This is a genomic window from Nocardiopsis coralli, assembly GCF_014892575.1.
GTDB classification, from domain to species: domain Bacteria; phylum Actinomycetota; class Actinomycetes; order Streptosporangiales; family Streptosporangiaceae; genus Nocardiopsis; species Nocardiopsis coralli.
Genome location: NZ_JADBGI010000002.1, coordinates 77,365 through 100,129, shown reverse-complemented (window position 1 = coordinate 100,129; position 22,765 = coordinate 77,365). Strand labels below are relative to the sequence as shown.

General features: G+C 71.4%; 21 protein-coding genes. 12 read left to right on the top strand and 9 right to left on the bottom strand.

Features of this window, described 5'->3' with window-relative positions; translation table 11 throughout:
* Window positions 1-117: 117 nt before the first annotated feature.
* From IDM40_RS02415 to IDM40_RS02405, 3 genes are all read right to left on the bottom strand, one after another.
* Window positions 118-1,047, bottom strand: a complete 930-nt coding sequence (locus IDM40_RS02415) for a universal stress protein (RefSeq protein WP_193120221.1) — start codon at window positions 1,045-1,047, stop codon at window positions 118-120.
* Between the two features lie 362 nt (window positions 1,048-1,409).
* A complete protein-coding gene (locus tag IDM40_RS02410) occupies window positions 1,410-2,063 on the bottom strand; it encodes a DUF305 domain-containing protein (protein WP_193120220.1) in 654 nt (217 codons plus the stop codon).
* A gap of 84 nt (window positions 2,064-2,147) precedes the next feature.
* On the bottom strand, window positions 2,148-2,594 hold the full coding sequence (locus IDM40_RS02405; protein ID WP_216630241.1) for a DUF6153 family protein: 447 nt from the start codon (window positions 2,592-2,594) through the stop codon (window positions 2,148-2,150).
* 201 nt (window positions 2,595-2,795) lie between these two features.
* On the opposite strand from IDM40_RS02405, the gene IDM40_RS02400 reads away from it, so the two are divergent.
* The 12 genes from IDM40_RS02400 (at window position 2,796) to IDM40_RS02345 (ending at window position 16,584) form a co-directional block, all read left to right on the top strand.
* Window positions 2,796-4,217, top strand: a complete 1,422-nt coding sequence (locus IDM40_RS02400; RefSeq protein ID WP_193120219.1) for an N-acetylmuramoyl-L-alanine amidase — start codon at window positions 2,796-2,798, stop codon at window positions 4,215-4,217.
* Between the two features lie 141 nt (window positions 4,218-4,358).
* Window positions 4,359-5,195 (top strand): nitrilase-related carbon-nitrogen hydrolase, encoded by an 837-nt coding sequence (locus tag IDM40_RS02395; RefSeq protein ID WP_193120218.1) that lies wholly within the window; start codon window positions 4,359-4,361, stop codon window positions 5,193-5,195.
* 69 nt (window positions 5,196-5,264) lie between these two features.
* The gene (locus IDM40_RS02390; RefSeq protein WP_193120217.1) at window positions 5,265-6,092 is read left to right on the top strand and encodes a DUF6282 family protein; all 828 of its coding nucleotides are present in this window, start codon (window positions 5,265-5,267) and stop codon (window positions 6,090-6,092) included.
* Between the two features lie 100 nt (window positions 6,093-6,192).
* Window positions 6,193-6,972, top strand: coding sequence for an IclR family transcriptional regulator (locus IDM40_RS02385; RefSeq protein ID WP_193120216.1), 780 nt, complete (start codon window positions 6,193-6,195; stop codon window positions 6,970-6,972).
* A 144-nt stretch (window positions 6,973-7,116) separates the two neighbouring features.
* Entirely contained in the window at window positions 7,117-8,037 is a 921-nt protein-coding gene (locus tag IDM40_RS02380; RefSeq protein WP_193120215.1) for an alpha/beta hydrolase, read from the top strand.
* A 4-nt stretch (window positions 8,038-8,041) separates the two neighbouring features.
* Window positions 8,042-8,689, top strand: a complete 648-nt coding sequence (locus tag IDM40_RS02375) for an ABC transporter permease (protein WP_193120214.1) — start codon at window positions 8,042-8,044, stop codon at window positions 8,687-8,689.
* Window positions 8,682-9,842: an ABC transporter ATP-binding protein gene (locus IDM40_RS02370; RefSeq protein ID WP_328806917.1), complete on the top strand. Its 1,161-nt coding sequence runs from the start codon at window positions 8,682-8,684 to the stop codon at window positions 9,840-9,842. The genes IDM40_RS02375 and IDM40_RS02370 overlap by 8 nt, the downstream gene beginning before the upstream one ends.
* Complete coding sequence (locus tag IDM40_RS02365; protein ID WP_193120213.1) at window positions 9,839-10,654, top strand: ABC transporter permease; 816 nt, start codon at window positions 9,839-9,841, stop codon at window positions 10,652-10,654. The genes IDM40_RS02370 and IDM40_RS02365 overlap by 4 nt, the downstream gene beginning before the upstream one ends.
* A gap of 37 nt (window positions 10,655-10,691) precedes the next feature.
* Window positions 10,692-11,690: a glycine betaine ABC transporter substrate-binding protein gene (locus IDM40_RS02360; protein ID WP_328806916.1), complete on the top strand. Its 999-nt coding sequence runs from the start codon at window positions 10,692-10,694 to the stop codon at window positions 11,688-11,690.
* The gene (locus IDM40_RS02355; protein ID WP_193120212.1) at window positions 11,687-13,069 is read left to right on the top strand and encodes an MmgE/PrpD family protein; all 1,383 of its coding nucleotides are present in this window, start codon (window positions 11,687-11,689) and stop codon (window positions 13,067-13,069) included. The genes IDM40_RS02360 and IDM40_RS02355 overlap by 4 nt, the downstream gene beginning before the upstream one ends.
* Window positions 13,062-15,968, top strand: coding sequence for an FAD-binding and (Fe-S)-binding domain-containing protein (locus IDM40_RS02350; protein ID WP_193120211.1), 2,907 nt, complete (start codon window positions 13,062-13,064; stop codon window positions 15,966-15,968). Before IDM40_RS02355 ends, IDM40_RS02350 begins: the two co-directional genes overlap by 8 nt.
* 10 nt (window positions 15,969-15,978) lie before the next feature.
* A complete protein-coding gene (locus IDM40_RS02345) occupies window positions 15,979-16,584 on the top strand; it encodes an HD domain-containing protein (protein ID WP_193120210.1) in 606 nt (201 codons plus the stop codon).
* Between the two features lie 116 nt (window positions 16,585-16,700).
* Here IDM40_RS02345 and IDM40_RS02340 read toward each other — a convergent pair whose 3' ends face one another.
* The 6 genes from IDM40_RS02340 to IDM40_RS02315 all read right to left on the bottom strand — a co-directional run bounded on the left by IDM40_RS02340 (window position 16,701) and on the right by IDM40_RS02315 (window position 22,709).
* A complete protein-coding gene (locus tag IDM40_RS02340; protein ID WP_193120209.1) occupies window positions 16,701-17,555 on the bottom strand; it encodes a sugar phosphate isomerase/epimerase family protein in 855 nt (284 codons plus the stop codon).
* Window positions 17,552-18,760: a DUF993 family protein gene (locus tag IDM40_RS02335; protein ID WP_193120208.1), complete on the bottom strand. Its 1,209-nt coding sequence runs from the start codon at window positions 18,758-18,760 to the stop codon at window positions 17,552-17,554. The genes IDM40_RS02340 and IDM40_RS02335 overlap by 4 nt, the downstream gene beginning before the upstream one ends.
* On the bottom strand, window positions 18,760-19,917 hold the full coding sequence (locus tag IDM40_RS02330) for a Gfo/Idh/MocA family protein (protein WP_193120207.1): 1,158 nt from the start codon (window positions 19,915-19,917) through the stop codon (window positions 18,760-18,762). The genes IDM40_RS02335 and IDM40_RS02330 overlap by 1 nt, the downstream gene beginning before the upstream one ends.
* 23 nt (window positions 19,918-19,940) lie before the next feature.
* Complete coding sequence (locus tag IDM40_RS02325) at window positions 19,941-20,771, bottom strand: ABC transporter ATP-binding protein (RefSeq protein WP_193120206.1); 831 nt, start codon at window positions 20,769-20,771, stop codon at window positions 19,941-19,943.
* Window positions 20,772-20,773: 2 nt separating this feature from the next.
* Complete coding sequence (locus tag IDM40_RS02320) at window positions 20,774-21,805, bottom strand: ABC transporter substrate-binding protein (RefSeq protein ID WP_193120205.1); 1,032 nt, start codon at window positions 21,803-21,805, stop codon at window positions 20,774-20,776.
* A gap of 64 nt (window positions 21,806-21,869) precedes the next feature.
* Window positions 21,870-22,709, bottom strand: coding sequence for an ABC transporter permease (locus tag IDM40_RS02315; RefSeq protein WP_235997246.1), 840 nt, complete (start codon window positions 22,707-22,709; stop codon window positions 21,870-21,872).
* Between the last annotated feature and the right edge of the window lie 56 nt (window positions 22,710-22,765).

The window sequence follows — 22,765 nt, the reverse complement described above, 5'->3', positions numbered from 1 at the left end:
TCCGGCGTGTGCCAGCCGTGGGACGCGGACGCGGGCAGGCCCGGCGCTGGTGGAAGCCGGTGTTGCGCGTCCCCTCACGCTGCCTGCCCCCGCCCGCATCCCCGCGCAGGGCCGCGTTCAGGCCTTCCCGTGCGCCCGGTGCGGCAACACCATCACCGGCACCGGGGAGGCGTGCATCACGCCCTGGCTCACCGACCCCAACAGCAGTCCGCGCACGCTCCCGCGCCCGCGCGAGCCCACCACGAGCAGGTCGGCGTCCTCGGCCGCGCCCACCAGGGCGGTGACGGCGTCCTCGCCCGTGCGCAGGACGCTCACCCCGACGCTCTCGGTGTCGGCGTCGGAGACGTGTTCGAGCATGTCGGAGACCAGTTCCTGGGAGCGCCGGTCCAGCTGCGCTGCGGGCGGGGACCACTCCTCGACGCCGTCCGGGCCCGGATCGAAAGGAAGCGGCACCTGCCAGCTGTGTACGACGAGGACCGAGCCTTCCGGAACCCGGGCGGCCTGTTCGAGCGCTGCGCGCAGGGCGCGGCGGGAGTCCTCGGACCCGTCCACCCCCACCACGATCCTGCGCGGCTCGACGGGCCGGCGGGTGTCCTCGCGGCCGGGTACCACCACGACCGGGCAGGGTGATCGGGCGGCCAGGCGCACCCCGGCCGACGATTCCACCGCCGAGCGCACGGGCCCGAGTCCGCGTGAACCGAGCACCACCAGGTCCCCGGCGCGGGCCCGCCGCAACAGGGCCAGGGGCGGTTCCTCCAGGGCCAGCACGGTCTCCGAGCGCAGTTCGGGCAGTTGGCGGCGCACGTGGTCGGAGACTTCCTCCAACACGTGCCGCCCTTGCGCCATGAGCTCCTCCGAGGGCGGGAACCGCGTCGGGCCCGCGTAGACCGACATCACCAGCGGCATCGCCAGCGCGTGCACCAGGAACAGGGGCCAGTCGCGCCGGTGCGCCTCCGCGGCCGCCCACTCCGCGGCGCCGCGCGAGGCCGCGGACCCGTCGACGCCCACCAGGACCCTGGGCGGGCCCTCCTCGAACTCCTCCGCCATGACCACGTTTTCTCCTCCCCGGTGAGGCCGGCGCACACCTCTTCGTGTGCGCTCGTGCCCCCTCACCCCGAGAATGTCCCAACCCTGGGCGAGAGGCGGGGTAAGGCGAGGGCGTGGCGCGTCCCCGGGGCGGGGCCGTGTTCCGGGGACGGTTCGTTGCTCGGGTTGCCCTGTTCGGAGGGGAGCAGGCCCCGGACGCGAGCGGGCCCGCCCGCGCAGGTCGCGCGGACGGGCCCGTGGAGGCGAGCCGGGTCGAGGGCCTGTTCGGCGGCAACGGTCCGGCCCGGTGTACGTGAACTGGGCCCCGCTGCGTGGCGCCATCGGATGTGCGCGCCTGCAGCGGGGCGTGCGGGCCAGTGGTCCTAGTGGTCCTCGTGGCCGTCCTGGTCGCCGTTGTCCTCGGAGTCCTCGGCGCCCTCGGAGCCGTCCCCGGAGGTGTCGTGGCCGAGCATGCCGTGCATCTGCTCGATCTCCTCCTCCTGGGTGTCGACGATCTCCTCGGCCAGCTCCCGGGCCTCGGGCGAGGTGCCGTCCTCCAACACGGTCTCGGCCATGTCGACCGCGCCCTCGTGGTGTTCGATCATCAGCTCCAGGAAGAGGGTGTCGAACTGCTCACCGTCACTGCCGGCCAGCTCCTCCATCTGCTCGTCGGTGAGCATGCCGGCCATGCCGCTGTGGTCCATGTCCTCGCCGGAGTCCTCGCCCCAGTCCTGCAGCATCTGCTGCATCTGTTCGATCTCGGGGCCCTGGGCGTCGCGGATCTCGTCGGAGAGCTCCCCGACCTCCTCGCCGGCGCGGTCGTCGGCCAGGTCGGCCATCTCCACGGCCTGCTCGTGGTGCGGGATCATCATCTGGGCGAAGTGCACGTCGGCCTCGTTGTACTGCTCCTGCTCGGCCTCTGCCGATCCGGAGCCGGGGGAGGCCTCGTCCCCGGTGGCCTGCCCGCACGCGGTCAGCGCCAGGGTGGTTCCGAGCGCGGCGGCCGCGCCGTTGAGGGCGTGCTTGAACGTGATCATGGGTCGTCTTCCCTCGTCAGTTGTGCTGCGGATGTGTGTGCGCAGGCGGCGCCGCCTTCCGTTCCGGGGCGGGCCGCCGGGCATCTACACCCGGAGGATCTGCAGGGAGGACAGGGAGGGTTTGTTCTCGGCCTGGACGCCGGAGGGGTCGAAGGTGCGGACCTGGGGTGTCCAGCCCGGAGGGGCCTGGGGCCAGGGGGTGACCACGGTGGTGGCCGCGCCGGGGTTGACCGCGGTGAACCCGCTCAGGGTCGGGCACATGTCGGTCGGGTCGAGGTCGGGCAGGTCCTCCTGGGCGGCGTACTCGGCCCACGGTGCGGCGTTGTGCCCGCCCGCGGGCTGTGGGTCCGCGGAGTGCCCGTCCCCGGTGTCGGAGGCCGCGGCGAGGTGACCGCCGTGGCCGGCACCTTCTGCGTGGCCGAGGGTGTGCATGGCCGAGAAACCGAAGAGCAGCAGGGGAACCAGGAGCAGCTTCAGCCACACGGGGCCCGTACGGCCCCGCGTGTGCGCTGCGTTCCTGTTCCCGCTCATGCGGTCATCGTATATGCCCCAACCGGGTATCAGTATCCGGGGTCGACCCGCGGGGGCGTGGAACGTTCGGCAAGCCCGTATCCGCAGGCGATGTCGGCGATTATCACCGACCGGAGCGGGTAGGACACTGTGTGCACTTCCCCTTCCCCCGGCACGAGACCGTGACCGAAAACCTCCCGTCCTCCCGAAGGGGCGAATCACATGCCCGAACCAGACAAGCTGCAGTGGCGTTCCGACCTGGGCTGGCCCGCGCAGTCCCCGGCCGACCAGGCCGACCCCAAGGACGGCCTGGTCGTCCACTACGACAGCGCCGACCAGGGGCTGGCCGACCAGGAGCACAGCGCCTGCGAGTCCTACTGGAACAGCACCCGCGACTTCCACACCGGCCCCTCCCGCGGCTGGGTCGACATCGGGTACTGCGTCGACGAGGCCACCGAGATCCTCACCGAGGACGGGTGGCGCACGTTCCGTGAGCTCGGGGAGGGCGACCTCGTCCTCACCCTCGACCACGGGAGCGGGCTGTCGCAGTGGCAACCGGTGCAGGCGGTCAACGTCTTCCCGGCGATGCCGCGCACGCTCGTGCGGATGGAGGGCCGCAGCCACTCCTCCCTCACGACCGACCAGCACCGCTGGCCCGTGGAGCGTGCCGAAAGCCTGGCAGGTCCGGTGGCCGCCTCCGCAGCCCGCCACTGGGCCACGACCGCCACCCTCAGCGGGACGGACCGATTGCTGTCCGCCGCGCCCTGTTCCGACGTTCCGAGCGAGGCCAAGTGGACCGACGCCCTGGTCGAGGCGGTGGCATGGTACTGGGCGGACCCCTCGCCGACCGACATCGATGCGGGCTCTGCCGGCCGTCTGCGGGCCGCACTGCACGCTCTGGCGGACGGCCCCGGCCACTGGTCGGAGACGCGCGAGGGTGACCATTCCGAGTTCCATGTGTCGGGGCCGATCACCGAGGCTCTTGAACAGCATGCGCCCGCTCGTGTGCCCGCACCCGGGTTCCTGCGCGCTCTGACCCGCGCCCAGCTCGACCTGTTGCTCAACACGGCAGAAGGGCTCGGCACCCACGCGGGTGAGGGCAGCCCCGGGACCGTGGATGCGTACCAGTACGCGGTCGCCCTCGCGGGACGTTCCAGTGCCCTGCAGCACGGCCCCGACGGGCACCCGGCCGTGCGTTCGTCCGCCGACACGGCTGTCGAGGTGGGTGGGGAACTCTCCATCACGCGGGAGGCGTACGACGGGCGCATCTGGTGCCCGACCACGCCGAACGGCACGTGGCTGGCGCGCCGCGAGGGCACGGTGTACTTCACCGGGAACTCCTTCATGGCCTGTGCCCACGGCTACGTCATGGAGGGCCGCGGCCTGTTCCGCACCCAGGCGGCCCAGCCCGGCGGCAACACCTCCCACTATTCGGTGACCCTGGCGACCGGCCCGAGCGACGCCATCACGCCTGAGCAGATCAACGCCGTGCGCCAGCTGCGCGAGTGGCTGATGGAGCCCGAGTCCAGCATCGCCGGCACGGTGCTGGGCCACCGCGACTTCGTCTCCACCTCCTGCCCGGGGGACGAGGCCTACGGGATGGTGGAGGACGGAACCTTCACCGAGGACGCCGAGTGGGAGTAACCAGAACCGGTCGACGCTGAGCTGCCGGGGCCCGTCGTGCGGGCCCCGGCAGCGGGGCCGGTTGTCGTGCGCGCAACCGCCCTTGCCACCACGGTCGCGGCAGCGCTACACATGCGCGACCGACGACCGTGGAGGGGCCTTATGCGTGTGGCCATCGCACAGACCGACTGCCGCCTGGGCCGGGTCGAGGACAACCTTGACCGGGCCCGCAGCCATGTGGAGGAGGCGCACGCACGCGGCGCCGATCTCGTGGTCCTGCCCGAGCTCGCCCTGCACGGGTACGCGCTGGGCCGACTGGACCACGACACCGCTCTGGAGGCGCACGACCGTGCATTGCTGAGCCTGGGGGAGGTGGGCCCCGATGTGCTGGTGGGGTTCTACCAGCGCCACCGGCTGCGCTACTTCAACTCGGCCGCCTACCTCTCGGGCGGGCGGACCGTGCACCTGCAGCACAAGCTCTACCTGCCGAATTATCTGATGTGGGAGGAGCGCAAGCACTTCTTCCCGGGCCGCAGCCTGCGGGCCTTCGATGCGTGCGGGGCCCGCATGGCCACGCTGATCTGCAACGACGCCTGGCAGCCCATGCTGCCGTGGTTGGCGGCCCAGGACGGGGCCGAGGTGCTGCTGGTGCCCACCAACAGCGCGGCCGTCGGCGGGATCGACGGTGACGAGGGGCCCCTGGACAACAGCACGTACTGGCGCGACCTCGTGCACCAGTTGGCGCGCATGCAGCAGTGCTACGTGGTCATGGTCAACCGGGTCGGCAGCGAGAACGGGGTCTCCTTCTGGGGCGGCTCCCGCATCGTCGACCCCTTCGGGCAGGTCGTGGCCGAGGCGCCCCTGGACGAGGCCGCATTGGTCACCGGTGACCTGGACCTGGGGGAGGTGCGCCGGCTGAGGCACCGACTTCCGCTGCTGCAGGACCCGCGTTTCGGGTTGCTGTCCCGCGAGTTGCAGCGCCTGACCGCCGAGCTCTGAACCGAAAGAGCGGTTGCCCTGGCCGCAACAGTGCTTGTGGCCCGGGCAACGGCCTTTGATGCTGTGGGCATGTTCGATCTGCATGTCCACGCCGCCCCCGACGTCGTCGACCGCCGCCTGGACGACGCCGCCACCGTCGACGCCTACGAACGCGACGGGTTTTCCGGGTGTGTCCTCAAGGCCCACTACGAGTCCACCGTCGGCCGCGCCCACACCGCCGGACGCGGCCGCGGCCTGCAGGTCCTGGGCGGGCTGGCGTTGAACCAGCACGTGGGAGGCCTCAACCCCGCCGCGGTGGAGGCGGCCCTGGCGGCGGGGGCGCGCATCATCTGGTTCCCCACCGCCGACGCCCTGACCCAGAAACGGGCCGGGCTGCCGCGCCTGTGCGGTCTGCGCCCGGGGCTGTCCGAGCACACCTATGCCGTGCCTCCGGTCGATGTTTCCACCGAGGCCGCCGCGCGTGACATCTGCGCCCGCATCGCCCGTTATGACGCCGTCCTGGCCACCGGCCACATCAGTGTCGAGGAGGTCGAGTGGTTGCTGCCGGTGGCTCGGGAGGCCGGGGTCACCAGGGTGCTGTTGACCCACCCCTCCTACACGGTGCCGGGCATGTCCGCCGAGCAGGCCCGGCGCTTCACCGACCGCGGTGCTCTGGCGGAGATCACCGCTTTCCAGCTCTTCCACCAGCCGGGGTGCACGGCCGCGGATCTGGCCGCGTTCGCCAGCGGTGTTGGGCTGGACCGTGTGGTGCTCAGTTCCGACGCCGGCCAGCCCGATTCGCCGCCGGCCCCGCAGGCCCTGCGCATCCTCATCGACGCGCTCGCGGGGGAGGGGTTGGACCGCGAGGCCCTGCACGCCTGTGCCGGGGCGGTTCCGGCGCGCCTGTTCGCTCACTGAGCGTGCCCGTTGCGTGGTCCCACCAGTGCGTTTCGTGGTTTTGTTGTCGGTCGGACAACCCTTGTTGCGAAGAAGGTGTGGTCCGCTTCACTATTTGGTCATGACAGCGGAGAGCACATCCACCGTCCAGCGCACGGCGAACATCCTGCACGCCTTGGGCGCCTCCGACGTGACACCGGAGAGCGGCCTGGGCGTGGTGGACATCGCGCGCCGGGTCGGCCGGGAGAAGAGCCAGGTCTCGCGGGCGCTGAAGGCGCTCAGCGAGGTCGGGTTCGTCGAGCGGGATCCGCACACGCTCACCTACCGGCTCGGATGGCAGTTCTTCGCCCTGGCCAGCAACGCCGGCCAGCAGCGGCTGCGCACGGTCGGGCCGCCGGTGCTGCGCCGGCTGGTGGGCACCGTCAAGGAGGCCGGTTACCTCAGCGTGCTGTGTGACCGTTCGGCTCTGACGGTGCTCTCCGAGAGCCCGGGACGTGCGGTGGAGGCCGTGGGCTGGGTGGGTCGCACCACCCCGCTGCACAGCACCTCCACCGGCCGGGCCCTGTTGATGGACCGCACACCGGAGGAGGCCGGTCACCTGCTCGCGGGGACCGACTTCACCGACGCGGGACCGGGGGCACCCGCCGGCCTGGACGACCTCATGGAGCGCACCGCACGTGCGCGCCGCACCGGTTACGCCGTGGCGGACGAGGAGTTCGAGTCGGGGCTGGTGGCCGTGGCCGCGCCCGTGCGCGACTTCAGCGGGCGTGTGGTCGCGGCGGTCAACGTCTCCGCACCCAAGTACAGGGCCGGGCGCGACCTGGACCGCCTGGGCCGTGTGGTCATGGCCACCGGCCACCAGCTGACCGCGGCCATGAAGGGCCGTGGCCGGCCCGCCTGAACCAGGGCCCCTGAGCGGGGCCGCCCCTTCTCCACCCGCATCCGGCGCCGCGGGGCGCCCGATGCCTGCCAACACCACACCCGGACCCGGTGCACGCCGCGCCGTGTCCTCCTCGAGCCTGCCCTGAACACGGAAGGACCCGTCATGCCCACTCGTTCCCTGCCCTTCTTCGCCAACGGCCTGCGGCTGGACGCCGATCTGCACCTGCCCGACGACGGGGGAGCGGGCGCCCCCTACCCGGTGGTCGTGCCGTGCTCCGGCTACCAGGGCCTGAAGGTCATCCACCCCGAGCGCTTCGCCCGCGCCCTGACCCGCCTGGGGTACGCCGTCGTGGCCTTCGACTACCGCGGTTTCGGGCTCAGCGAGGGTGAGCGCGGCCGTCTGGTGCCCCAGGAGTGGGCCGAGGACGTGCGTGCGGCCGTGGACCGCATCGAGGGGGAAGCGGATCTGGACTCTGCGCGTATCGGCCTGCTCGGTTGGGGGCTGGGCGGCGGTGTGGTGGTCGCCGAGGCCGCCGCTGACGAGCGTGTGGCGGCCGTGGCGGTGTGTAACGGCATCGGTGACGGGGTCCGTTCCACGCGCGCCATGCACGACGAGGAGACCTGGAACAGCCTGGTGGAGCGGGTGCGCGAGGACCGTGTGCACCGGGCCGTGCAGGGCCGTTCGGAGATCACGGTGCCCTGGGACATCGTGCGCCTGGACCTGGACGACCGCACCGACGGTTACGTGGGTGATGAGCTCTACCGCGCCCCCGGGTTCGGTACGGGGGTGACGTTGGAGTCGGCCGACCGGCTGCTGCGTTTTTCGCCCGAGCAGCAGGCCCATCTGATTTCGCCGCGGCCCCTGCTGGTGGTGCACGGTGACCAGAACCGCCTGCACCAGCCGGAGGAGGCGCGTTCGTTGTACGAGCACGCGGGTGAGCCCAAGGAGCTGATCATGCTCGAGGGCAAGGGCCACACCGAGTGGATGTTCGACGACGACCCGACCTTCAACGAGCTGGTGGGGCACCTGGACCGCTTCTTCGCCTCCGCGCCGGCTCTGCGCCCCACCGCGGGGACCGAGTGACGGTATGGGTTTCTGGGAGTTCACCGCCGACACCTATCCGGAGGTGCTCGGCGCCACCGCAGAACACGTCGTCCTGGTCCTGCAGGGGCTGGCGGCCGCTCTGATCGTGGCGGTGCCGGTGGCTGCGCTGACCTACCGGAGCCGGTTGCCGCGCGGGGCGGCGTTGGGGATCGCCGGGATCGTGTTGACGATCCCTTCCTACGCCCTGTTCGGGTTGCTCATCGCCCCGCTCGGGCTGGGCACCGCCCCGGCGGTCGTGGCGCTGACCCTGTACGCGCTGCTGCCGATCATGCGCAACACCGTCGTGGGCCTGCGCAGTGTGGACCCGGCGGTGGTGGAGGCCGGGCGGGGGATGGGGCTGAGTCGCGGCCAGATCCTGCGCACCATCGAGCTGCCGCTGGCCTGGCCGGTGATCATCACCGGTCTGCGGGTGGCCACGCAGATCCTGTTGGGCATCGCCGCGATCGCCGCGGCCGTCAACGGGCCCGGCCTGGGCAACCTCATCCTCGAGGGCCTCTCCAGCGCCGGGACCCCTTTCGCCGTCTACCTCACGCTGCAGGGCACGCTCGGCATCGTCGTGCTCGCGGTGCTGTTCGACCTGTGTTTCGCCGTCCTCGCCCGCTTCACCACTTCGAGGGGGATCCGTGCCTGAGAGCCCACCGCGCCCCATGATCCGTCTGACGGGGCTGACCAAGCACTATCCGGGCCAGGCCGAGCCGGCCGTGGACCACCTGGATCTGGAGGTGCCCGAGGGGGAGATCGTGGTCTTCGTCGGCCCTTCGGGGTGTGGCAAGACCACGACGATGAAGCTGGTCAACCGGCTCATCGAGCCCACCTCCGGCCGGATCGAGATCGACGGCCGCGATGTGACCGGGGTCGACCCCGACCGGTTGCGCCGGGGGATCGGGTACGCGATCCAGCAGACGGGGCTGTTCCCGCACCGCACGGTGGCCGACAACATCGCGACTGTTCCGCGCCTGCTGGGGTGGGGGCGTGAGCGGATCGCGGCCCGGGTGGACGAGCTGTTGGCCAAGGTGGGTCTGGACCCGCAGACCTACCGGGACCGCCATCCGGGGCGGCTCTCGGGAGGGCAGCAGCAGCGTGTGGGTGTGGCCCGTGCGCTGGCCGCGGACCCGCCGGTGCTGCTGATGGACGAGCCCTTCGGCGCGATCGACCCTCTGACGAGGGAGGCGTTGCAGGAGGAGTTCCTGCGTCTGCAGAGGGACATCCGCAAGACGATCGTGTTCGTCACGCACGACATCGACGAGGCCGTGAAGATGGGCGACCGGATCGCGATCTTCGGAGAGTGCGGCCGGGTGCTGCAGTACGACACCCCCGCCCGCATCCTGGGTGAGCCCGCCGAGGGGTTCGTCGCCGACTTCATCGGCAACGGTACGAACGTGCGGCGGCTTTCGCTGACCCGGTTGTGCGAGGTCGAGGTCTCCGACGACCGTCCCGTCGTGGTGCGGGGCAGCGGAGACGGCGGCTGCCCGACCGCGCCCGGTTCCTTCGCGCTGCTCGTGGACCGGGACCGCCGGCCGCTGGGGTGGGCGGAGCCGGGCCAGGACCGGCCGCTGCCGTTGATCTCGCACCTGGGGCCCGAGCACACCCTGCACGACGCCCTCGACGCGATGCTCGCCAACAACAGCGACACCGTGGTGGTCACCGACCAGGACGGGCGCTACCGCGGAACCGTGGAGATGGCCACGATCCAGACGCACCTGCACCGCGTCGGCGGGCCCGGGAACGAAGGCGGTCCCGTGCGCGGGGGCGAGCGTGCCGACCGATCGATCGGGACCTCATGAGTACCGCGACGGCCTCCACTGCTGCCCCGGTCGCCCCGGCCGCGCGCAACGGGGGCAACGGCCGGCCCGTCCTGGGACCGTACGCGGTGCGGTGGGCCCGCCACCTGGCCACCCCGGTGGTCCTGGGCCTGGTGCTGCTGGGTCTGTACCTGTACGTGGGCGCCCAGGACCTGGACCGCATCGAGCAGCGCAGCCTCAACGCCGACTACCTGCTCAGCCGTTTCGGTCAGCACCTGTGGTTGTCGTCGGTCGTGGTGGTGCTCGTGCTGGCGATCGCGATCCCGCTGGGGGTGCTGCTCACCCGTGCGCGGATGCGCCGGTACGCGGGTGCGGTGCTGGCGCTGGCCAACATCGGGCAGGCCACGCCCTCGATCGGTCTGATCGTGCTCTTCGCCGTGGTCTTCCTGAGCTGGGGGATCAACACGATCGCGGTGGTGGCGTTCGTGACGTACGGGGTGCTGCCGGTGCTGCGCAACACCATGGTCGGCCTGGACCAGGTGGACCGTTCGGTGGTGGAGGCGGCCCGCGGGATGGGGCTGTCGCGGTTGCGGGTGCTGTGGTCCATCGAGCTGCCCCTGGCCGTGCCGGTCATGCTCGCCGGGATCCGTACCGCCCTGGTCATCACCGTGGGCACGGTCGCGTTGGCGACCTTCATCGGCGCCGGCGGGTTGGGCGATGTCATCTCCAACGGCATCTCCTCCAACCGTGACCTGGTGCTGTTCGCCGGAAGTGTGCTGGTGGCCGTGCTCGCCCTGACCATCGACTGGCTCGGCGCGCTCGTCGAGGACCTGCTGCGCCCGCGCGGGGTGTGAAGGCCCGCCCCGCGCGGGCGGCGGAAAGGAGAACCACGTGAGAGTGTTCGTAGGCCGAGGCCGGTGGAGGGCGGCGTCCGCTGCCGCGCTGGCCCTGGTGCTGGCCACCGGCGCCTGCACGGGCAGGGACGGCGGCGGGACCACGACGCCCGGCGACGTCGACCCGGACGGTGGCAGTATCGCCGAGGGGTTCGATCTGAGCGGGGTCTCGCTCTCGGTCTCCTCCAAGGAGTTCACCGAGAGTGTGGTCCTGGGCAAGATCACCGTGCACGCGTTGCGTGCGGCCGGGGCCGAGGTGGAGGACCGGACCGGTCTGATGGGTTCCAACATCGCCCGTCAGGCGCTGGAGAACGGTGAGGTCGACCTGTACTGGGAGTACTCGGGCACCGGGTGGACCCAGCACCTGGGCCACGACACCGCGGTCCAGGGTGAGCAGGAGCAGTTCGAGGCCACCGCCGAGGCGGACCTGGAGGAGAACCGGATCGCCTGGTTGGGCCCGGCCGGGTTCGGTAACCAGTACGGGATCGCACGCGCGGCCGACGCTCCCGGTCCGGCGGGCGGGGTCGACTCCCTGGGTGAGCTGGGCGACTTCGTGGACGAGCACCCGGAGGAGGCCACGTTCTGCGGTGCGGCCGAGTTCATGGACCGCGAGTGGGAGAACTTCCAGCAGGCGCACGACGCCCCCTTCCCGGTGGACGGTGTGCACCAGATGGATCTGGCGCTGAACTACGTCAACGGTGCCCGGAGCGACCCGTGCAACTTCGCGGAGGTCTTCACCACCGATGCGCGTATCGACTCCTTGGACATGGAGGTGCTGGAGGACAGCGAGGGGTACTTCACCACGGAGCTGGCGGCGCTGACCGCCCGCCAGGAGACGGTGGAGGAGTCCCCGGAGCTGGAGGAGCTCGCCGACCTGTTGGGCCGGGCGCTGACCGAGGACGAGATCATCGAGCTCAACGGGATGGTCGACCTGGAGGGCGCTGATGCCGACGCGGCGGCGTTGCACTTCCTCCAGGAGAACGGGTTCGTCGGTTGAGCGCCTCAGGTGATCTGGCCGCGTTCGTGCACGAGAGCGGCGTCGGGGACCTGCCCGGGCCGGTCGTGGAGCAGACCCGGCGGTGTGTGGCCGACCTGGTGGGCACGGCCGCGGCCGGGTCCCGCACCCGGCTCTCCCGGATCGTGCGCGAGCACGTGCACCGCCACCAGAGCGGGCCGCAGGCCCGCAGCGGACTCCTGTTCGACGGCCGGGTGGCGGCACCGCCGGGGGCCGCCCTGGCCAACGCGGCCACGATCGACGCGATGGACGCCCACGACGGCCACCGGTTGACCAAGGGCCACGCCGGGGCGGCCGTGCTGCCCGGCGTGCTGGCCTTCCTAAATCCGGAGGCGGACGTGGGGGAGCTGTTGGCCGCCACCGCCGTCGGGTACGAGGTCGCGCTGCGGGCGGGGTTGGGCCTGCACGCCCGGGCGGCGGAGCACCACAGTTCGGGGGCCTGGAACGCGCTGGGCGTGGCGGCCGTGGGCGCCCGTGCCCTGGGTCTGGGGGCCGAGGCGACCGAGCACGCCCTGGGCATCGCCGAGTACCACGGTCCGCGCGGGCCCATGATGCGCTGCATCGACCATCCGACGATGGTCAAGGACAGCTCCGCGGCCGGTGCCCAGGCCGGGGCGCAGGCGGCGCTGTTGGCCCGGGACGGGTTCACCGGTGCGCCCGCCCAGCTGCTGGCCGGGACCGGGCGCGGCCCGGTCGGGGACCACTGGCACCTGATGGAGCAGTACTTCAAACCGCACCCGGTCTGCCGGTGGGCACAGCCGGCCGTGACGGCCGTGCTCGGCCTGGCCGCCGAGCACACGTTCGTGGAAGGCGACGTGGTGGGGGTGCAGGTGCGCACCTTCGGCGAGGCCGTGCGCCTGGACGAGCGCGACCCCGCCACGACCGAGCAGGCCCAGTACAGCCTGCCGTTCCCGGTCGCGTCGGCGCTGGTGCACGGGTACGTGCCGCCCGAACTGGTCGCCGACCCGTCGTCGGCCGGCAGCCGGGTGCGTGAGGTCGCCGCCGGTATGCGGGTCGTGGAGTCGGCGTCGATGAGCGCGTGTTTCCCCGAGCAGCGGTGGGCCGAGGCGGTCGTGGAACTGGCCGACGGGCGCCGGCTCGCCTCGGGGCCGGTCACCGCCCCCGGCGACCCCGAACAGCCGCTGAGCGAGAGCGACCTGCGCTCGAAGTTCCACACCCTGGCCGAGCCTGCCCTGGGGACGGAGCGGGCGCGGGCGCTGCGCGGCCTGCTCGAACTGCCCTGCGGGGCGCCGGCCGCGCCCTTGCTGAGGGCTTTGACCCAAGCACCGCCGTCCCGGTCCGGGCCCGGGGACGAGGCGGGGCACACCTTCGATCCGAACAGTGAGAACGGCGATGGCTGAGGCCGACACCGAGCGTCTGCACCGTGCCCTGCACGCACGTCTGGGGCGGGAGGTGGTGCGCACCGATCCGGCCGCGCGGGCCGCCCATTCCTCCGACGCCTCGATCTACCGGCACGTGCCCGAGGCGGTGGTGACCCCGCGTGATGACCAGGACGTGGCCGGGGTGTTGGAGGTGGCCCGGGAGACGGGCACACCCGTGCGGGCCCGCGGGGGCGGGACCTCGGTGGCGGGCAACGCGATCGGCCCGGGGGTCGTGCTCGATTTCTCGGACCGGATGGACCGTGTGCTGGAGGTGGACCCGGACGCGCGCACGGCCACGGTGCAGCCCGGGGTGGTCCTGGACGACCTGCGTGATGCGGCGTCGGAGCACGGGCTCACGTTCGGGCCCGACCCCTCCACCCACAGCCGCTGCACGCTCGGCGGCATGATCGGCAACAACGCCTGCGGGTCGCACTCGGTTGCTCGGGGCACCACGGCCGAGAACACGGTGTCCCTGACGCACCTGCTCGCCGACGGGCGCTCGCTGACCGCCGACGGCAGCGGGTTCGGCGACCCCGAGTTGGACCGGCGTGTGCAGCAATGGCGTGACGGGCACCTGGCCGCGTTCCGTACCGAGCTGGGGCGTTTCTCCCGCCAGGTGTCGGGTTATGCGCTGCACCGGTTGTTGCCCGAGCACCGTTTCGACGCCGTCGGTGCGCTGGTGGGAAGTGAGAGCACCCTCGGGTTGGTGACCGAGGCGACGGTGCGCCTGGTGCCGGTTCCGCGTGCGACGGTCCTGCTGGTCGTGGGGTTCGCCGACGTGTTCGCCGCCGCCGAGGCCGCCCCGGCGCTGGCGGCGGAAGGGGCGTTGACGGTCGAGGGCATGGCCTCGGATCTGCTGGAGGCCCTGCGCACCCGGCCGGGCCGCGCCGACGAGGGGCAGGACCTGCCGGCCGGGCAGGGGTGGTTGTACTGCGAGTTCGGCGGGGCGAGCCGGGAGGAGGCCCGGGAAGCGGCCCGAGCGGCTCTGGAGCGGGCGGCGCCCGGGCAGGCGGCCACGTCGCTGCTGGTGCAGGAGCCCGAGCGGGTGCGTGCCCTGTGGCGGATCCGGGAGTCGGGCGCGGGCATCGTCACCCGGATGGCCGACGGCGGTGCGGCATGGCCCGGGTGGGAGGACTCGGCCGTGCCGCCGCAGAACCTGGGCCCCTACCTCAAGGAGCTCTACGCGCTCATGGCCGAGCACGGGTTGCGGGGGGTGCCCTTCGGCCACTTCGGGGAGGGGTGCCTGCACCTGCGGGTGGACCACGACCTGGGCAGCGATCGGGGCCTGGAACGCTACCGGGCCTTCACGACCGAGGCCGCCGACCTGGTGGCCGCGCACGGCGGTTCGCTCTCGGGCGAGCACGGTGACGGGCGGGCCCGCTCGGAGCTGCTGGGGCGCATGTACTCGCCCCAGGTCCTGGAGGCCTTCGCCGGGTTCAAGGCGATCATGGACCCCGACGGGCTCCTCAACCCCGGCGTGATCACCGACCCGGCGCCCTTGGACACGGCGGTGCGGCCGGGGCCGGGCCACACCGAGCTCGACCTGACCCCCGTGCACGCCTTGGCTTCCGACGGGGGCTCGCTGTCCACGGCGGTCCAGCGCTGTGTGGGTGTGGGGGCGTGCCGGGACGTGCGTTCGGGGTCGATGTGCCCCTCGTTCAAGGCCACCGGTGACGAGGTGCACTCCACCCGAGGGCGGGCCCGGGTGCTCTCGGAGATGCTGCACGGGCAGTCGATACCCGGGGGATGGCGGTCCACGGAGGTGCGCGACGCGCTCGACCTGTGCCTGTCCTGCAAGGCGTGTGCGAGTGAGTGCCCGGTCAACGTGGACATGGCCACGTACAAGGCGGAGTTCCTGTACCACCACCACAAGGGCCGGTTCCGCCCCGTCGCCCACTACAGCATCGGGTGGTTGCCGGTGTGGTCGCGCCTGGTCACCGCGGTGCGCCCGCTGGCCGGGGTGGTCAACGCCCTGTTGCGGCGCCCCCGTGTGGCGGCGCTGGCCAAGCGGTTGGGCGGGATCGAGCCCCGGCGCGACATGATCTCCTTCGCCGGCCGGCCGCTGCGCCGGGCCCTGGGCCGCACCGCTCGGGCCGGCGACGAGGCGGGCGCGGGGGGAGAGGCCACCGTCGTGCTGTGGCCGGACACCTTCACCAACTTCCACGAGCCCGGGCTCGGCCGCGACGCCGTGGAGGTGCTCCGGGCGCTGGGGCACCGGGTCGCGTTGCCCGAGGGGTCGGTGTGCTGCGGTCTGACCTGGCACTCCACCGGGCAGTTGGACCTGGCGCGCGCGGCCCTGCGCCGTGCCCTGGACGCCCTGGAGAACCAGCTCGACGCGGGGCTGCGTGTGGTCGGTCTGGAACCCTCGTGCACCGTCATGCTGCGCGAGGCCCCGGACCTGCTGCCCGAGGACCGGCGCGCCCACCTGCTGCGTGAACGTGTGGTCACCTTCGCCGAACTCGTCGACGGGCACGAGGGGCCCTGGCCCTTCGCCGAGCTGGGCGCCGACGCGGTGGCCCAGGTGCACTGCCACCAGGAGGCCAAGGGCGGTTACGGCGCCGACCGGCGGGTGCTGGAGCGGCTCGGTGTCGACCCGGGGGTGATCCGGTCGGGGTGCTGCGGGCTGGCCGGCAACTTCGGCTTCGAACGCGGGCACTGGGAGGTCTCCCAGGCCTGCGCCGAGCAGGAGCTGTACCCGCGGGTGCGCGCGGCGGGCCCGGACACCTACGTCCTGGCCGACGGTTTTTCCTGCCGTACCCAGATCCGGCAGGGGACCGGGCGTGAGGGCTCCCATCTGGCCCAGGTGTTGCACACGGCCCTGGTCCGCGCCCGCGAACAGGGTGGGGGAGCGGACGGGGAGGGGGCGGCGCGCGCATAGTCTGCCCGGTATGCAGGTACCGACAGACGACGAGATCCGGGCGCTGCACGCCGAGCACGCGCCCACGCGCGAGGCCTTCGACCTCGTGCACACCCACTGCCGCATCGTGTGCGAACTGGCCGAACGTGTCATCGACGCCAACCCGTCCCTGCAGTTGTTGGACGTGGACCTGGTGCGGGCCGGGTGCCTGTTGCACGACATCGGGGTGTACCGGCTCTTCGACGGTTCCGGGCGGCTCGACCACACCCAGTACGTGCGCCACGGCGTGCTCGGCCACGAACTCCTCGCCGAGGCCGGGATGCCCGAGGTGCTGTGCCGGTTCTGTTCCTGCCACACCGGGGTGGGCATCACCGAGCACGACGTGCGGTCCCAGTCGCTGCCGATCCCGCCGGACGACTACCTCCCCGACACCCTCGAGGAGGAGGTCGTCATGTACGCGGACAAGTTCCACAGCAAGGCCGACCCGCCGGTGTTCCTGACCGCGGGCGCCTACACCCGCAAGGTGGGAAGGTTCGGTGCGGACAAACCCGCGCTCTTCCAGCAGATGGTGGACCGTTTCGGCGAACCCCCGGTGGAGGAGATCGCCGCCGGGTACGGACACACCGTGCGGCGCTGAACCGGGCCTGCCGGAGCGCCCCCGAACCGGGCCCCGCGGCCGGTGTCCCGCCCCAGGTGCACGGGGCGGGACACCGGCCGCGGTCATGTACGGGGCCCTGACCCTGCGTGGTCCCTTCAGCCCAGGTGGGGGGCGACCACCTCGGTGAAGGCACGCTTGCAGTCGCCGATCACCCGGGTGAACGGGGCGTCCCAGACCTCTTGGTGGAAGACCTCGATCTCGATGTCGCCATCGAAACCGGCCGCTTCCACGGCGCGGGTCAGGGGGGCAAAGTCGATGTGGCCCTTCCCGGGCAGGCCGCGGCCCAGGAGCGCCCCCTCGGGGACCGGGGTGATCCAGTCGCACACCTGGTACGAGGCGATCCTGCGCTCGGCCCCCGCACGTTCGATCATGGGCACCACGTCCGGGTCCCACCAGACGTGGTAGGTGTCGACCACGACGCCGGCCGCAGCAGGGTCGAGGTCGCCGACCAGGTCGAGGGCGTGGCCCAGGGTGGGTACCACGGCACGGTCGGCGCAGAAGACCGGGTGCATGGGTTCGAGCGCGATCCGGACCCCGCGTGTGCGTGCCTCGGGCTCCAACCGTTCCAGGAACCATCTCACCCGGTCCCGTACGGCCACCAGGTCCCGCTCCCCTGCGGGAAGCCCTCCCACCACCATGACCAGGACGGGAACGGAGCCCGGTGCTCCCGCGGCTGACAGGGCCGCGGTCTCGTCGAGCGCGGCCAGGTTGTCCTTCCACGCCTGGTCCGAGGTCTCCGGGTCGGTCAGGAACCCGCCCCGGCACAGGCTGGAGAAGCGCAGCCCCGAGGCGGCGAGACGCCTGGTCGCCTCGTGCAGCCCGGTCTCGGCGACCCGGTCGCGCCACAGGCCCACCGACCGCACACCGGCGGCGGCCGCGAGGTCCAGGGCCGTGGGCAGGTCGGCCCGCTTGATGGTCGCCTGGTTCAGCGAGAACCGTTCGATGCTCACACGCGCCCCCCGGTCACGGCGGGACCCTCGATGCCGTGGGTACCGAGCAGGTGGTGCCAACGCTCGGCGGCCGCGGCGGGATCGGAGAGCGCACCGCACTCGTCGGCGAGTTCGACGATCCGCGCCAGGTGGGGCAGGCTGCGGGCCGAGTGCAGACCCCCGACCATCGTCCAGGCCGGTTGGAGACCGTTGAGCCAGGCCAGGAACGCGACCCCGGTCTTGTAGTACTGCGTCGGCGGGGAGAACACGTGCCGGGAGAGCGCCTCGGTCGGTCCGAGGATGCGCTGGTAGGTCTCGGCGTCACCGCTCTCCAACGCCGAAAGGGCCTCGGAGGCCCGGGGCGCCAGCGCCGCGAAAGCGCCCAGGAGCGCATCGGAGTGCTGGTCGCCGTCCCCCCGGATCAGGTCCACGTAGTGGTGGTCGTCGCCCGTGTACATCCGGACCCCGGACGGCAGGCGCGAACGCAGGGCGCGTTCGGCCCGCGCGTCCAGCAGCGACATCTTGATCCCGGCGACCTTGTCCACGTCGGCCTCGATGATCGAGAGCACCGTGTCCATGGCCTCGTCCACCTCGGTCGAGCCGAAGTAGCCGCGCAGCCGCGGATCGAACGCCTCGCCGAGCCAGTGCAGGACCACGGGTGCCTGCGCGGCGCCCAGCACCTCGGCGTACACCTTGGCGTAGTCGGAGGCGTCCCGGGCGCACGCGGCCAGGTGCCGGCTGGCCATCAGCACCGCACCGGAGCCCGTGCCCTCCACGTGCTCGAGCTGTTCGCGGTAGGCGTGTACGACCTGGGCGGGGCTGCACGGGGCGTCCGGGAGATGGTCGGTGTTGACGCCCGAGACCAGGAGGTCCCGTACCGGTACCCCGTGTCTGCGCGAGTGCTCGGCCGCTGCCTGCGCCGAGCGTTCCACGAGCTCACGGCAGGCCGCGGGGTCGAGCCCCATGTTGCGTTGGGCGGTGTCCATCGCCTCGGCCACGCCCAGGCCCAGGTCCCACACGTGGCGGCGGAACTCGAGGGTGGATCCCCAATCCACCTCGGCCGGCGCGCCCGGGACGTTCTCACCCCAGGCGGCGGGGACCACGTGGGCGGCCGCGTAGACCGAGCGCACGGTGTGGTGCGCTCTCGGGCCCTGCGCGGGTGGGGGCGGGGCCAGCTGCCTGGTGTCGATACGGCCCGAGGAGCGGGGGAGGGCGATCTGCGTCATCAGCGGGCCTCCGTCTTTCCGCCCAGATCGATGCGCCGCCCGGTCCGGTCCGACTCCAGCGCCCGTTCGGCCAGCAGGACACCGCGCGCGGCAGAGGCGAAGTCGAAACGGTGCGGGGTGCCGGCGATGTAGTCGCGCAGGTACTCCTCCCACTGCGCCCGGAAACCGTTGCCGTACTCGGCGTTGTCGGGGACCGGCGCCCAGTCCGACCGGTAGTCGTGTGTGTCGGCCAGGTCCGGGTTCCACACCGGCCGCGGCGTGATCTCCCGCGGCTGCACGTGCCCGTTGAAGAGGCCGACCACCGCCGACGCGTGGGTTCCGTCCACCTGGAACTCGACGAGCTCCTCGCGGTTGACCCGCACACACCAGCTGGAGTTCATCTGGACCACCGTGCCGTCGCCCACCTCGAAGATCGCGTAGGCGGCGTCGTCGGCCGTCGTGTCGTAGGTGCGGTTCTGCTCGTCGACACGCTGGGGGATGTGGGTGGCGGTGTGTGCGTAAACCGAACGCACGGACCCGAAGAGGTGCTCGAAGACGTAGTTCCAGTGGGGGAACATGTCGACGACGATCCCGCCCCCGTCCTCGGCGCGGTAATTCCAACTGGGCCGCTGGGAGGACTGCCAGTCCCCCTCGAAGACCCAATATCCGAACTCGCCGCGGACAGAGAGGACCCGGCCGAAGAAACCGGAGTCGACGAGCCGCTTCAATTTGAGAAGCCCGGGCAGATAAAGCTTGTCGTGCACGACCCCGTTGTGCAGCCCGGCGTTCTCGACCTCCTCCGCCAATTCTGCGGCCTCGGCGTGCGTCTCGGCGGTGGGTTTTTCGCTGTAGAGGGCTTTCCCGGCCGCCATGGCCTTGCGCAGCGCGGGGACGCGGGCGTTGGTGAGCAGGAAGTCCGCGTAGATGTCGAAACCCGGGTCGGCCAGTGCCTCGTCCAGGTCGGTCGTGTACTCGTCGATGCCGTGCAGGAAAGCGATGCGCTGGAGTTTGTCCTTGTTCCGTCCGACCAGAACGGGCCGCAACTGGATCCTGGACCCGTCGGCGAGCGCGAGACCGCCTTCATCGCGAATGGCCAGGATCGAGCGCACCAAGTGCTGGCGGTACCCCATTCGCCCGGTGACGCCGTTGAGAATGATGCCGATGGTCTGTCGATTCATATGATACGAGTCCTGTCCGGAGGTCAGTCATTCACAGAGGTCGACCCGAGAAGTTCGCGGATGCGCCCGGCGGTCCGCTGGAAATCGGGGTGCTCCAAGGCGGTCTCGTATTCGCGAGGGCCGGGGATGTCGATGGTGAACTGCTCGACGATCCGGCCGGGGCGCGGGCTCATGACCACCGAACGCGAGGCCAGGTAGACGGCCTCGGCCACCGAGTGGGTCACCAGCACGACGGTCATACCGGTGGCCTCCCACAAACGGCGCAGTTCGACGTTCATGGTCTCTCTGGTCAGGGCGTCCAGGGCCCCGAAGGGTTCGTCCATGAGCAGCACGTCCGGCCGGTGCAGCAGGGCGCGGCACAGGGAGACACGTTGCTGCATACCGCCGGAGAGCTCGAAGGGCATGGCTTTCTCGAACCCGGTGAGCCCGGTCATCGCGATGAGTTCGTCGGCGCGTTCGCGGGCCCAGGCCTTGGGCAGACCGCGCATCTCCGCCTGGAAGAGGATGTTGTCGCGTGCGTTGCGCCAGTCCAGGAGTGCCGCGCGTTGGAACACGAACCCGACGTCGCGCCTGGGCCCCTGGACAGGGGTTCCGCGCAGGGACACGTGGCCGCCACTGGCGCGGGTGAGGCCGGCGATCACACGCAGCAGGGTCGACTTCCCGCATCCGGACGGGCCCGCGATGCTGATGAACTCGCCCGTCTCGATCTGCAGGTCGATGTCGGACAGAGCCCGCACCGTACGGTCCTTGCTCTGGAAGGTCACGTCCAGGCCGCTGACGGAGACCATGGGCCCGGACGGGCCCTCCGGTCCTGCCCCGGGGCCGGACGCGGCATCGGTGGAGTGGGCGAACATGCTCAGTCCTCCCCGCCGGTGAAGGAACCGTCGAAGTACTCGGCCGGGTCCTTGACCTCGTCGATGAGGTCCGCCTCGGCCAGGGTCTCGATGGTCTCCTCCCAGTCCTGCGGCGCGGTGTGGCCGGGCTCCATGCCCTCGGAGTTCTCGGTCGACAACAGCGGCACGGTCTCCTCCCACTGGTCGAGGAGCACCTCTGCGCTGGGCAGCTGGGGGTCCTCGCCCTCCATCGCGGCCACCGCGTCCTCGGGTGAGTCCTGTGCGGAGGCAAAGGCCTCGGAGGTGGCCTCGACCATGCGCTCGACCAGCTCGGGGTCCTCGTCGATGGTGGAGTTGTGCGCGACGAGGCCGTTGCTGAAGAAGTTCAGGCCGGCATCGGTGTAACGCAGGTAGGACACCTCTCTGCCGCTCTCCTCGGCGATGATGGGTCCCTGGTCGTGCGCGAACCCGATCAGGCCGTCGACCTGGTCGGACATCAGGGCCGCGTTCTTGCCGGCCGCGTCGAGGTTCTGTTGCTCGACGTCGTCCTCGGAGAGCCCGACCGACTCCAGGTACAGCGGGAAGGTGAGGGTCACCGCGTCGCCGGCCGAGACCGCGATGGTGCGCCCCTCCAGGTCCTCGGGGGTGGAGATGCCCGAGTCGGAGAAGACCTGCACGGCGGAGGGCGTGGACTGGAGGAAGACCCCGACGGAGCTCACGTCGACGCCTTCGTCGATGTTGGTCATCAGAGCGGGGGCGTCCGCCCAGCCGAAGTCGTAGCTCTGTTGTCCGACGGACTGCACGGTTCTGGCCGATCCCTGCCCGGCCTCGATGGTCAGGGAGATCCCGTGCTCCTCGAAGATGCCTTCTTCGATGCCGTGGTAGAAGGGCGCGTGTTCTCCGTAGGGGTACCAGTTGAGCTGCAGGGTCACATCGGTGGTGTCTTCGTTCGAGTCTGCGTCGCCGTTGCCGCCGCAGGCGACCAGGGCCAGGGTGCAAGCGCCGGCCGCGGCCGCGGTGAGGGCGGGGTGTCGGCGGGGGGTGGGGTTCGGCATGGGTGTCCAATCCGCACGGTCGGGCCTGCTGTGCACGCCGACCGGGCGTCGGGGGTGGGCGTGCTCAGGTGCGGGTGCGGCTGCGGCGGGACGCGTGCCAGGGGATGAGGAAGTACTCCGCGATCTGGATGAGGGCGAAGAGCACGATGCCCAGCAGGGACATGATGAACAGCGCGGCGAAGAGCATCGCGGTGTCCATGGTTCCGTTGGCCTGCAGGATCACGTAGCCCAGGCCTGCGTTGGCCCCGACGAATTCGCCCACCACGGCCCCGGTCACGGCCAGGGTGGCCGCCACCTTGAGCCCCGAGAGCAGTTCGGGCAGTGCCGCGGGGAAGCGGACCTTGCAGAAGGTCTTGACCTTGGACGCGCCCATCGTCGAGGTGAGCTCGAGCAGTTCGGGGTCGACCGAGCGCAGGCCGCTGAGCGCCGATATGACCACGGGGAAGAAGGCCATCAGCACCGCGACCAGGATCTTGGGGCTGGGGCCGAAGCCGAGCCAGACCACGAACAGCGGGGCGATGGCGATCTTCGGGATCACCTGGGCGAAGAGGATCAGCGGGTAGAAGGTCTTCTCCATGGTCGGTGAATAGACCATGGCCACGGCCACGAGCACACCCACGACGGATGCGATGACGAAGCCGATGACGGTCTCCACGGAGGTCACGAGCGTGTGCGTCCAGAGATAGCCCGTGTTGTCGGCAAACGCTTTCCACGTGTCCATGGGTGAAGGCAGGACATAGGGCGCGACCAGGCCCCCGCCGGTGACGAGGAACCAGCACGCCACGGCGAGGGCGAGGAAGGCCAGGGGGTAGGTGTAGGCGAGCCAGTTGCTGGCTCTGGGGGGACCCTCCCGCTGGGACGGGGTCGGGTTGCGCGCTTGTGGGCCTGCTGGGGGGCGTTCCATCTGATGAGTCATGTGGGACCTAACATCGCTCGCATCGCGCGAGGCTCTTGACCCTG